Genomic DNA, 12839 nt, shown 5'->3' on the forward strand with positions numbered 1-12839 from the left:
CAAAAAAATAGTAGGTGGGGGAAAACAAAGAATTATTTTTCAGTATATATGATTCGTTCCTTTATTAAATATGATATAATAAGCAAGTTAGGAGTGATTTGATTGTTAAAATCTCGAATGAACTGGAAACTAGCCAGTCAATTGTCTGATAAAAATAAGAGCAATGAACTAAGTGAACACTTAGGAAGCTCGCCATTATTTGCAACGTTATTAGTGAATCGTGGCTTAGATACTAAAGAAAAAGCCGATGCGTTTTTGAATCCAGATGAAAGTTGGATTCATGATCCATTTTTACTGCATGATATGGAGAAGACAGTTGAACGAATTACGGCAGCTATTGAAGCTGGAGAATTAATTGTTATTTATGGAGATTATGATGCAGATGGTGTGACAAGCACCTCTGTCTTAAAAGAAACGTTAGAGATGCTTGGTGCAGAGGTTGATTTTTATATTCCAAATCGTTTTACAGATGGATATGGTCCTAATGTTCAAGCTTTTGAACGAATCATCGAAAATGGTGCTGGCTTGATTTTGACTTGTGATAATGGTGTTGCAGGACATGAGGCAATTCAACGGGCAAGTGAGCTAGGAATTGATGTGATTGTTACCGATCATCATGAATTGCCAGCAGAATTGCCAAATGCTTTTGCTATTATTCATCCTCGTCATCCAGCAGGCGCCTATCCTTTTGCGGATTTAGCCGGAGTGGGAGTTGCGTTTAAATTAGCGACAGCTTTACTCGGTGAATTTCCTACTGAGTTATTGGATTTGGTTGCTATTGGAACGATTGCAGATTTAGTTTCATTAACAGGTGAAAACCGTGCATTAGTGATGCAAGGACTAAGTGTGTTAAAAGTATCCGAACGAATCGGCCTAGGCGCTTTAATCAAAGTTGCTGGTGTTAGTCAAGAAGCGATTACAGAGGAGACTATCGGATTTACTCTTGCGCCACGTTTAAATGCAGTAGGTCGACTTGGAGAAGCCGGACCGGCAGTGGAGCTGTTAACTACATTTGATGACGAAGAAGCGCGGACTTTAGCAAAATTTATTAACCAAAAAAATGAAGAACGTCAAGCTTATGTAGCTGAAATCACTGAAGAAGCCTTTCAAATGATTCAAAATCAATCAACTGAACAAGCTGTTTTACTCTTAGCGGGGAAAAATTGGCATGAAGGTGTGCTGGGAATTGTTGCTAGTAAAGTTGTTGAGAAGACTGGAAAACCAACAATTGTTTTAACCATCAATGAAGAAACGAATGAAGCAAAAGGATCCGGTCGGAGTATTTCGACGTATCATTTATATGACTCTATCAATGAAGTTCGTGGTTTGACGACACATTTTGGCGGACATCATATGGCTGTTGGTTTAACATTACCTTTGGAAAATTTAGATATGTTACAAGAGCAACTAAATAGTTTCTGGGAGCGAAATAATTTATCAGATACAAGTGGTGGTGAGCTTCAAATTGATGAAACTATTAAAATTGAAGAAATAACCATTGCTTCGATTGATGAAATGGCTCGTTTAGCACCTTTTGGAACAGATAATCCTAAACCGAGTTTTTTAATTGAACATGTGCAAGGACAGGATATTCGTAAAATTGGTGGCAACAATGCGCATTTAAAAATGAAGCTAGTCCAGTCAGGAAATCAACTAGATGTTATTGGGTTTCAGTTTGGTCCTGTAGCCGATGAAATGAGTCAAGAAGCTGAAGTTTCAGTTGTTGGGCAATTAAGCGTGAATGAATGGAATGGCAATAAAAAACCACAGCTGATGTTGGAAGATATCGCAATTGATGGAGTACAGATTTTTGACTTGCGTGGGACACATCTGCCGGAATCGATTTGGCAACAAACAGATGCTGAATTTGTTTTCTTTAATCAAAAAAATTATGAAAACAATCAAAATAAGATACCAAATACAAGCACAGCTTCCTATCTTCAATCATTAAATGAAGTAAAAGAGACTATCGTTACAAAAGGAAGTTTAGTTTTTGTAGATTGTCCTAATGAAACGGAATGGGTTACCGAATTATTGCGTAATAGTCAAGCTGAGCGTGTGTATGCATGTTTTTATAGTCAGGATGAGTGCTATTTAAATGGAATGCCTAGTCGTGGACAGTTTGGTGAGCTATTTAAATTTGCAGCTAGTCACAAGGATGTTGATATTCGCCATCGTTTAAAAGTATTGGCTGACTATTTAAAAATTAAAGAAAATCATTTAATTTTTATGATTCACGTGTTTTTTGATATAGGATTTGTTACAATAGATAACGGTGTTATGAATTTTGTTAAAGATGCACCAAAGTGTGAATTGACTGAATCAACAACTTATCAGAATCGTTTACACAAAATTGAGGCTGAAAAAATACTGGTTTATAGCCACTTCGCTGAGCTTGAGACCTGGATTAAAGATCAATTAAATAAACCAGCTTAGGCTGAATGGAGGATTTTTTAAGATGGATTTAAAGAAATATATTGCTGATGTGGTAGATTTTCCCGAAAAAGGAATTATTTTCCGCGATATCTCGCCTTTAATGGCTGATGGTGATGCTTATCGTTATGCAACAAATCAGATTGTTCAATATGCAAAAGATAAAGGTGTTGAGATGATTGTTGGGCCAGAAGCTCGTGGCTTTATTGTTGGTTGTCCAGTTGCGTATGAGTTAGGTATTGGTTTTGCACCTGCACGTAAAAAGGGCAAGTTACCTCGTGAAACAGTAGAAGTTAGCTACGGTTTAGAATATGGAACAGACATTTTACAAGTTCATCAAGATGCAATTAAACCTGGTCAAAAGGTTTTAGTTTGTGATGATTTATTAGCAACAGGTGGAACGATTGCAGCAACTATTGAGCTAATTGAAAAATTAGGTGGAGTTGTTGTTGGAACAGCATTTTTCATTGAATTAATGGATTTAAATGGCCGTGATAAAATTAAAGGCTATGATATTTTCACATTGATGGAATATTAAGACTAACTCTTTAAAAAGTTGATATAATTACTTTTTATTTGATTTAGTATCATAAGCGATACGATTTTTAAAATAGAGAAAACTGCAAGAAATCCATTTTTATAAATGTTGATTTCTTGCAGTTTTTTATTTCACTTATTAGTTTCAAAATAATAGTTTTACCTCACTCATTTTTTAGTTGGACCTAAGGTATAGATCGTTTTAATTTTGGGAAAAACACAAAAATACTTGAAATTACTTAAAAATACTTATAAAATGAACTAAGGAGGTGTAGTTATGACCCAAGAGAAAAGAATTAGCGAAATAAAAAGATTACTTCAGCAAAAAAACGAATTATCAACGAATGAATTGATTACTTATTTTGCTGTTTCAAGAGATACGATTCGTAGAGATTTACTAGTTTTATCAAAAGAGGGGACGGTTAAAAGAACTCATGGGGGGATTATGAAAATAGCTTCTCAGACATCAATTCCCAGCTACAGTGATCGTTTGTATCAACTAACACCAGAAAAAGAAAAAATAGCGCAATTAGCTAATCAGTTTATTACGTCAAACCAGTTCTATTTTTTTGATGTTTCAACTTCGGTATTGAAACTTTCACAGCTAGTAAAAAAAACGATAACAGTTTATACACATTCACTAGATAATAGCATTGCGCTTTCTGGAAAAGAAGTTGTTTCATTGCACTTATTAGGCGGAGCATTTAATCAGGATGATCGCTTTTTTTATTCATTGAACGAGGCGGAATTGGTTCAAGATGTTCAATTTGAGTGTGCATTTATTGGGGCAGGAGCGATTAATTCAGCTGGCGTTTATTTTAAACATCAGGAAGATGCCTACATTAAAAAATTGATAAAAAAACAAAGCAAGCAGGTAATTCTCCTTGCAGAAAATACAACATTTACTAAAAATGCACCATATAAAGGGTTAAACCTCCAAGATATTGATATTTGGATTACAAATGAAGAACCAACGAAGAGACAACGAGATTTATTTGATGAAAGAACTAAAATCCTTTATTGATAGGTAGTTACGTTTGATTGAAAATAATAGGAGATAGCGTGTTGTAAACGGAAATAAATTAATTTTGAAAACTATGCTAATAAAATTTATAAAAAAACACCAACATATAAATTGCAGTTTTATATGTTGGTGTTTTTTAATTAAAATATAACTCATTTATATAATTTTGATAAGCTTCAAAGATGGCATAAAAGAAAAAGGCGATATAACTTGTTAGATCACGAGAGAATTCTAATAAATCTTCATGAGTTCGCTTTAAGTCACCGGCATCAATTGCATCTTTTAAAAAGATTAAAATGGCTGTATGAAATTCAAAAAAGTAGGCATGTAGCTCTTTTAAGGGGGTTCCCATTGCTGCACGATCCTCAGCAAGGTAACGACAAACATTATCATTAGGTTGATCATTTCGGAAATTATCTATCGCTAAACCAAGATAATAAATTCCTTGTTTTCGTTGTTCATTCGCAAAATTTGTTTCTTTTTCTCTAAGTAGATATTCATTTGTTTTTGTATAGTAGTCAGAGTAATATAAATCAAACAGTTGCTCTTTATGTTCGTCTATGTAATTAACTTCATTAATATAGTCCATCATTAAACTCCTTTTTACAAGTATATTGATATTTTTTTAATATAAGAATGGGAAATTCTAACAAAAACAATCATATAACAAATTTGGTATAAAAAATAGAAGAAAATGATATTTTTTAAAAGAAGTTGTGTAATTGTGAACAAAAAAACAGAAATCTAAGTAGATTTCTGTTTTTTTTATAAGAGCAAGCAAAGTTAATTAAGCAGTTTTTGCTTTAGGTTCACGACCTAAGATAAACTCTAAAATAGTTAATACTACTAGAATACCAACAATAATCATAAAGCTTCCAGATGTTTTAACTCCAAAATCCCATGTATTGTAAATCCAAATAACTACTAAACTGTAAAGAATAGAAAGAATATTTAATGCGCCGAAAGCCCATAAATTTCCATTTTCCTTATTTTTCAAATACATTCCGCAAAGACCAATACTTAAAACGATCCAAGCAACTTGAACTAATAAACTAAACCAATAAAATAAAAATGCAACCATCTTTTTTCCTCCTTTTTTATCCACCTATTAGATTTTAGCACAAATTAAAGTAGAAACAACTAATAGGACTTAAAATAATAAAAATAGTATTCAAATCAAGAACAAACTTGACATGAATACTATGAAATTGCTAAGTTTAAGAAATATGACTACGATAAAGTCCAACTACTTTTCCAAGAATACTTACTTCTTCTAGTATAATTGGTTCTAATGTATCATTTTCTGGTTGTAGACGATAATGGGTTTGCTCTTTGAAGAATCGTTTACATGTTGCTTCATCTTCATTTGTCATAGCGATAACGATATCACCATTGTCAGCATTTGCTTGTTTGCGTACAATGACATCGTCACCATCAAGAATCCCAGCATTAATCATACTTTCACCACGAATTTTTAACATAAACAATGAATCTGCATCGTAATTAAGATGCGGTGGAATTGGAAAGTAGTCACTAGCATCTTCTACAGCTAGAATTGGTTCACCAGCTGTTACAGTTCCTAATAAAGGTATTTTATCAGAAGGCACACCTAACTTTGAAAGACCAGCAGCTGTTAATTCAATTGCTCTGGGCTTACTTGGATCACGTTGGATATAACCGTTCTTTTCAAGGCGAGAAAGATGCCCATGAACAGTTGATGTTGAAGAGAGGGAAACTGCAGTACCAATCTCACGAACAGTTGGTGGATAACCTTTTAATTGCACCTGTTCATGTATGTACTGAAGTACCTCAATCTGTCTTGATTCTGGTGTTTTACGCATAATTTAGTGCACCTCATTTCTCTTATGATTTCTTGAATATAGAATACCATAGTTTTGAATAAAAATCAAACAGATGTTCGTATTACTTTTTTAGAATAAAAAAATAATCAAAGGAATATATTTTTTTGATTATTTTTGGTATAGTAATGTAAGTAGAATGAAAGAGATGGAGTGAATGGATTATGTTAGGAAAAAATAAAATTGCACGTATTAATGAATTGGCAAATAAGGCTAAGGCCGACGGATTAACCTTAACAGAACAAACTGAGCAAAAAAAATTAAGAGAAGAGTATTTAGCTGCGTTTCGTGGTGGAATGCGTAACCATATTGAGGGAATGAAAGTCGTAGATGATGATGGAAAAGATGTCACACCAGATAAGCTAAAAGACATTCAAAAAGAAAAGGGACTACATGGTCGCTAAAAAAATGAGTTTACTAAGAAAATCTCTTAGTGAACTTTTTTAATATCTATAATTAAATCTAAATTTGGTAAGTTAAAAAGTAATTTAGATATGAATAATAGTGAAAAATACTTAAATTTAAAAAAACGAAAGTTTTTATTGTTAAATTTTATGTTAAAATTAAGTGGATTTTAAGAACTCAAAAGCTAGTTGTATAAAGGTTTTATTTACCTAAAAAGATAAAGGAAGAGTGCTACAAAAAGAAAAATCTATGAGAAACTTGCTAGAAAGCGTTGCACAAATGCAAATAAAACAGTAGAATAAAGGTATAAAAACCGAGAGGATGATTTAATTGTTCGATACAACTGACCAACTTGCAGTAAACACGATTAGAACACTGAGTATTGAGGGGATTCAAAAAGCAAATTCAGGACATCCTGGTTTACCGATGGGTTCTGCTCCAATGGCGTATACTCTTTGGACAAAACACTTAAAAGTTAATCCTAAAAATTCAACTTGGGTAGACCGTGATCGTTTTGTGCTTTCAGCAGGACATGGCTCAATGCTATTATATAGCATGCTTCATTTAGCAGGCTATCAAGTAACAATCAATGATTTACAAAATTTCCGTCAATGGGGAAGTAAAACTCCGGGACATCCAGAAGTTCATCATACAGATGGAGTTGAAGCAACAACTGGCCCGCTTGGTCAAGGAATTGCGAATGCTGTGGGGATGGCAATGGCTGAAGCGCATATTGCAGCTACGTATAACAAAGAAGGACACAAAATTGTCGATCACTTTACCTATGCATTATGTGGGGATGGCGATTTAATGGAAGGCGTGTCTGCAGAAGCAGCAAGTATGGCAGGACATCTAGAATTAGGAAAATTAGTCGTTTTATACGATTCAAATGATATTTCATTAGATGGACCAACTTCAAAAGCCTTTACTGAGAATGTAGGCAAACGTTTTGAAGCATATAACTGGCAACATATATTAGTTAAAGACGGTAATGATTTAGCTGAGATTGAGAAAGCTCTTGAAGCAGCAAAAGCTGAAACGAAAAAACCAACTTTAATTGAAGTGAAAACTGTCATCGGATTTGGGGCACCAAATCAAGGGACATCTAAAGTTCATGGAGCTCCACTTGGAATTGAAGGAATTGCAGCTGCTAAAAAAGTGTATGGTTGGGATTATCCTGATTTTACAGTTCCAGCTGAAGTAACTGCACGTTTTAAAGAAACAATGATTGATAAGGGTGCAGAAGCTGAATCAACTTGGAATGAAACTTTTGCAGCTTATAAAGGTGCTTATCCAGAATTAGCAGCTCAATTTGAACAAGTAATGTCTGGCAAATTACCAAGTGATTGGGATAGCGAACTGCCAGTTTATGAACTTGGTGCAAGTGCTGCATCTCGTGTAACAAGCAGTGAAACAATTCAAGCACTATCTAAAAAAATTCCAGGTTTCTGGGGTGGATCAGCTGATTTATCAGCATCAAATAATACAATGGTTACAGGGGAAAAAGATTTTGAACCTGGTCAATATGAAGGACGTAATATTTGGTACGGTGTGCGTGAATTTGCAATGGCAGCAGCTATGAATGGAATTGCTTTACATGGTGGCTCTCGGATTTATGGCGGAACATTCTTTGTCTTTACTGACTATTTCCGTGCAGCGATTCGTTTAGCAGCAATTACCAGCACACCAGTAACGTATGTTTTAACACATGATTCAATTGCAGTTGGGGAAGATGGCCCAACACATGAACCAATTGAACAATTATCAAGTTTACGTGGTATGCCAAATCTTTCAGTAATTCGTCCAGCAGATGGAAATGAAGTTGTAGCAGCTTGGGAACAAGCAATCACTTCAACAGACCATCCAACAGTACTTGTCTTGACTCGTCAAAACTTACCTGTTATCGAAGGCACTAAAGAAAATGCACGTAAAAATGTAGCTAAAGGTGGTTATGTAATCTCACCACAAGATGGCGCAACTCCAGCAGGAATCTTGATTGCAACAGGATCAGAAGTAGCATTGGCTATCGAGGCTCAAAAAGTCTTGAAAGCGGATGGACAAGATGTAGCTGTTGTTTCAATGCCAAGTTTTGATTTATTCTTGAAACAAGACAAGGCGTATCAAGAAAGTGTTTTACCAACAGCTGTTCGTAAACGTGTTTCAATTGAAATGGGCGCAACTTTTGGTTGGGAACGTTTTGTTGGACTTGATGGAGCGATGATTGGAATCGATAAATTTGGTGCAAGCGCGCCAGGGAATATTGTCATTGAGCAATATGGTTTCACGGTTGAAAATGTTGTTTCAACTTTTAAAGGTCTTTAAAAAATAACTTAAAGCAAGGCTGAAGATTCATTTCGGTCTTGTTTTTTTACTTAGATCAGACTAAATAATCGCACTATAGCAGACTTGAAATGGACAAGAATGAAACATAATACTACTTTTAACAGGGGATTTTTGCAAATAATGTTATTTTTTTCAAGATTCTCGAGTTTATCTATTTATTTTTAGGTCGTAATCTAGTACAATTGATAATTGAGAAGTCTAGGAAGGAGTGAATTGAAATGAATATTTGGTTAAGTATTGGATTAATTATTCTTGCTTTAGTTGGTGGCGCTGTCGGCGGTTATTTCTTAGCAAGAAAAACAATGATGGATTATTTTAAAAAGAATCCTCCCGTTAATGAGGATATGCTACGTATGTTAATGATGCAAATGGGTCAAAAACCATCTGAGAAGAAAATCAAACAGATGATGGCTTCTATGCAAGTGCAAACAGAAAAGGCAAACAAGAAAAAATAATACTTGGAATTAGATTACTTATTTCAGAGTTCCTTTTTTTGTATAAACGGGCAGATTTTTTTCTGCTCGTCTTTTTGTGCTTAGAATTGGGAATAAACTTAGACGGAAAACCGGACTTTTCTGATTTGTTTTTTCATTATCTAAAATAGTTTTAATCATTTAAATAAAGAATAGGTAGGTGAAGACACAAGATGAGTATTTTTAAGAAGTTAGGTTGGTTTTTTAAGCAAGAAAAAAAATCTTATATAATCGGAGTTACTTTTCTAATTTTAGTAGCTTTGGTTCAATTAATTCCACCACGAGTTATTGGAGTAGTTGTAGATGAAATTGCAACTGGGAAAATGACTTTTGCAACACTAAGTAAGTGGATTCTGATTTTAGTTGCAGCTGGAATTGGTCAGTATGTTTTCCGTTATATTTGGCGTTTAAATATTTGGGGAAGTGCGGCAAAATTAGAACAAACCTTACGAACAAATTTATTTCAGCATTTTACGAAAATGGACCATGTCTTTTTTCAAAAATACCGAACAGGAGATTTAATGGCTCATGCTACAAATGATCTATCTGCAATTCAAATGGTAGCAGGTGGAGGTATTTTAACCTTAGCTGATTCGATTATTACAGGTGGTGCAACTATCATAGCGATGGCGATTTTTGTTGATTGGCGCTTAACGGTGATTGCCTTGATTCCATTACCAATGTTGGCAGTAGCATCACGAGTATTAGGTTCTAAATTACATGTTCGCTTTAGAGGAGCACAAGCTGCTTTTTCAACGATGAATGATAAAACCCAAGAGAGTATTAGTGGAATCAAAGTAATTAAGACTTTTGGTGAAGAAGCAGAAGATGTCGCAGATTTTAAAAAGCAAACGGACAATGTTGTTGAAAAAAATAAACGTGTTTATTTAGTGGATTCATTATTTGATCCAGCAATTACTTTTATTATGGGGATTTCATATGTGTTAACCATTATTTTAGGTGGGAAATATGTGATGTCTGGTGCAATTTCAATTGGTCAACTGATTTCTTTTATTAGTTATATTGCGATGTTAGTTTGGCCGATGTTTGCTATTGGTCGTTTATTTAATATTTTGGAACGCGGAAGTGCCAGCTATGATCGAGTTCAAGAATTGTTGACGGAAAAATCTTCGATTATTGAGAATCCAGATGCGATTCAGCAGTTGGTTAAAGGGGATATTGACTATAAAGTTGATGAGTTTAATTATCCAGAAGACGATCGTGTAGCTTTGAACCATATTCATTTTAATTTAAAGCGTGGACGTACATTAGGCATTGTTGGAAAAACCGGATCAGGGAAAACAACGATGTTCAAACTTTTATTACGTGAATACGATGAGTACCAAGGAGAAATACGCTTTGGCACTCATGATATTCGAGATTACTCATTAAATGCTTTGCTACATGGTATCGGCTATGTACCACAGGATCAGTTTTTATTCTCAACAACTATTCGTGAGAACATTCGTTTTGCAAACCCTGAATTAAGTGAAGAAGATGTAATTAAAGCGGCTAAATTAACTGCAATCCATGAAGACATTATGGGGTTACCTTTAGGGTATGATACATTAGTTGGTGAACGTGGTGTTTCTTTATCAGGTGGACAAAAACAACGCATTTCAATTGCAAGAGCTTTAATTACGAATCCAGAACTGTTGATTTTAGATGATGCGCTATCGGCTGTCGATGCTAAAACAGAAGAAGCTATTTTATCAGCTTTAAAAACTGAACGAGCACAACAAACGACAATTATTGCTGCTCATCGAATTAGCAGTGTCATGCATGGGGACGAAATTATTGTCTTAGATGATGGTGAAGTTATTGAACGTGGCAATCATCAAGAATTAGTTGAATTAAATGGTTGGTATCAAGATATGTTTGATCGCCAACAATTAGAAGCAGAACTTAAAGGGGGTGCTAAATAATGGAAAATCATAAGTCTGATTGGCAAAAATCAATTCCCTTGAAGGAACAATTTTCGATTGTAAAGCGGATGTTTGTTTTTGCAAAACCTTTTCGTAAACAATTTTTTATTGCGGTGTTTTTTGGAGCGGGTTTAGCGATTATTAATGTTCTCTTACCGCGAGTGTTACAGATTTTTATGGATAGTTATTTAACACCTAAAAAAGCTACGACTGAAATTATTATTACATTTGCAGCGATTTATTTTGGCGTAACATTGACTAAAATTATTGTCTTATTCTGTCAGATGTATATATTTAATATGGCGGCAGAAAAAACGGTTCAAAATATTCGTAATCAATTATTTGAAAAATTGCATACTTTAGGTATGCGTTATTTTGACCAAACACCAGCTGGCTCAATTGTTTCTCGAGTGACGAATGATACGGAAACGATTAAAGAGTTTTGGGCAGTTTTCTTAACGGTTCTACAAGGTATGTTTGCAGTTATTTCGGCTTTTACCGCGATGTTTTTATTGAATCGAACCATCGCGTTGTGGTGCTTAGCCTTCTTGCCTGTTTTAGCGGTTGTCGTTTGGTATTATCAACATTTTAGCTCAAAAGTCTATCGTGGAATGCGAGAAAAATTAAGTCAATTAAATACAAAATTAAATGAATCTATTTCTGGAATGGGAATTATTCAACAATTTCGCCAAGAAAAACGACTGCAAAAAGAATTTAATCAAACAAATAGTGAGTATTATCAATCGCGCGTTTCAATGGTGAAGATTAATGCGTTGTTATTAGGACCGATTATTAATTTGTTGTATACTTTTTCATTAGCGGTGATCTTAGGTATTTTTGGATACAATGCTTTATCTGAACCAATTAGCATTGGGGTGATTTATGCCTTTATCTCTTACGCTCAAAGTTTTTTTAATCCAATGACGAATATGATGGATAATTTAAGTATTTTCCAAGATGGAATGGTTTCTAGTAGTCGTGTCTTGCGAATTATGGATGAAGCAAGTCTAACTCCGCAGCAGAATCCGGATGCAAATGCAGTCATTCAAGAAGCAGAGATTGAATTTAAACATGTCAGTTTTTCCTATGATGGAGAGCATGATGTTTTAACGGATATTAGTTTTACTGCTAAACCAGGTGAAACTGTGGCATTAGTAGGGCATACAGGTAGTGGGAAAAGTTCGATTATCAATGTGATGATGCGCTTTTATGAATTTAATCGAGGAGATATTCTCATTGATGGCCAATCGATTCGCAATTACCCGATTGAAGAGCTTCGAGAGAAGATGGGATTAGTCTTACAAGATTCATTTTTATTTTATGGTGATATTAAGCGAAATATTCGTTTAATGAGTTCTAAAATCACCGATTATCAAATTGAAGAAGCTGCACGTTTTGTTCAAGCGGATTCATTTATTGAAGAATTACCGGGTCAGTATGATGCTAAAGTAATTGAACGTGGAGCTAGTTATTCAAGTGGTCAGCGTCAGCTGATTTCATTTGCACGGACGATTGTTATCGATCCTAAAATTTTGGTTCTAGATGAAGCCACAGCCAATATTGATACTGAAACTGAAACACTTATTCAAGATGGGTTGAAGAAGATGCGTCAAGGGCGGACAACGATTGCGATTGCCCATCGTCTATCAACGATTCGTGATGCGAATTTGATTTTAGTATTAGATCACGGGAAGATTATTGAACGTGGAACCCATGAAGAATTGATTGAACAAGGCGGGGTCTATTATGATATGTATCGTCTACAGAATAGCGAAAATGCAGCATCCTAACGTAAAAAATTAAGTAACCCCACTTGTAACTGAATTGTTACAAGTGGGGT

The 12839-nt window shown here is 34.7% G+C and carries 12 protein-coding genes; 8 read left to right on the plus strand and 4 right to left on the minus strand.

The genetic code is table 11. The annotated features are described in order from the left end of the window. Positions 1–102 precede the first annotated feature (102 nt). From recJ to BR43_RS18205, 3 genes are all read left to right on the plus strand, one after another. Positions 103–2436 (plus strand): single-stranded-DNA-specific exonuclease RecJ, encoded by a 2334-nt coding sequence (gene recJ / locus BR43_RS18195; protein ID WP_034564589.1) that lies wholly within the window; start codon positions 103–105, stop codon positions 2434–2436. Between the two features lie 22 nt (positions 2437–2458). Beyond that, complete coding sequence (locus tag BR43_RS18200; protein ID WP_034564590.1) at positions 2459–2971, plus strand: adenine phosphoribosyltransferase; 513 nt, start codon at positions 2459–2461, stop codon at positions 2969–2971. Between the two features lie 276 nt (positions 2972–3247). Further along, entirely contained in the window at positions 3248–3994 is a 747-nt protein-coding gene (locus BR43_RS18205) for a DeoR/GlpR family DNA-binding transcription regulator (RefSeq protein WP_034564592.1), read from the plus strand. Positions 3995–4130: 136 nt separating this feature from the next. Here BR43_RS18205 and BR43_RS18210 read toward each other — a convergent pair whose 3' ends face one another. The 3 genes from BR43_RS18210 to lexA all read right to left on the minus strand — a co-directional run bounded on the left by BR43_RS18210 (position 4131) and on the right by lexA (position 5835). After that, positions 4131–4583: a hypothetical protein gene (locus BR43_RS18210; RefSeq protein ID WP_034564594.1), complete on the minus strand. Its 453-nt coding sequence runs from the start codon at positions 4581–4583 to the stop codon at positions 4131–4133. A gap of 198 nt (positions 4584–4781) precedes the next feature. Then, positions 4782–5075 (minus strand): hypothetical protein, encoded by a 294-nt coding sequence (locus tag BR43_RS18215; RefSeq protein WP_034564596.1) that lies wholly within the window; start codon positions 5073–5075, stop codon positions 4782–4784. Between the two features lie 136 nt (positions 5076–5211). After that, a complete protein-coding gene (gene lexA, locus BR43_RS18220) occupies positions 5212–5835 on the minus strand; it encodes a transcriptional repressor LexA (RefSeq protein ID WP_034564598.1) in 624 nt (207 codons plus the stop codon). A gap of 182 nt (positions 5836–6017) precedes the next feature. Here lexA and BR43_RS18225 point away from each other — a divergent pair, with 182 nt between their 5' ends. From BR43_RS18225 to BR43_RS18235, 3 genes are all read left to right on the plus strand, one after another. Then, positions 6018–6257, plus strand: coding sequence for a DUF896 family protein (locus tag BR43_RS18225; protein ID WP_034564601.1), 240 nt, complete (start codon positions 6018–6020; stop codon positions 6255–6257). A gap of 331 nt (positions 6258–6588) precedes the next feature. Next, complete coding sequence (tkt, locus tag BR43_RS18230; protein ID WP_034564603.1) at positions 6589–8580, plus strand: transketolase; 1992 nt, start codon at positions 6589–6591, stop codon at positions 8578–8580. A 239-nt stretch (positions 8581–8819) separates the two neighbouring features. Then, positions 8820–9056, plus strand: coding sequence for a YneF family protein (locus BR43_RS18235; RefSeq protein ID WP_034564606.1), 237 nt, complete (start codon positions 8820–8822; stop codon positions 9054–9056). 18 nt (positions 9057–9074) lie between these two features. Here BR43_RS18235 and BR43_RS20245 read toward each other — a convergent pair whose 3' ends face one another. Beyond that, positions 9075–9215, minus strand: coding sequence for a hypothetical protein (locus BR43_RS20245; RefSeq protein ID WP_169741077.1), 141 nt, complete (start codon positions 9213–9215; stop codon positions 9075–9077). 32 nt (positions 9216–9247) lie between these two features. On the opposite strand from BR43_RS20245, the gene BR43_RS18240 reads away from it, so the two are divergent. Both BR43_RS18240 and BR43_RS18245 read left to right on the plus strand, forming a co-directional pair. Beyond that, entirely contained in the window at positions 9248–10999 is a 1752-nt protein-coding gene (locus tag BR43_RS18240; protein ID WP_034564608.1) for an ABC transporter ATP-binding protein, read from the plus strand. Then, on the plus strand, positions 10999–12789 hold the full coding sequence (locus tag BR43_RS18245) for an ABC transporter ATP-binding protein (protein ID WP_034564610.1): 1791 nt from the start codon (positions 10999–11001) through the stop codon (positions 12787–12789). Before BR43_RS18240 ends, BR43_RS18245 begins: the two co-directional genes overlap by 1 nt. Positions 12790–12839: the final 50 nt, after the last annotated feature.

The organism is Carnobacterium gallinarum DSM 4847 (genome assembly GCF_000744375.1).
GTDB classification, from domain to species: domain Bacteria; phylum Bacillota; class Bacilli; order Lactobacillales; family Carnobacteriaceae; genus Carnobacterium; species Carnobacterium gallinarum.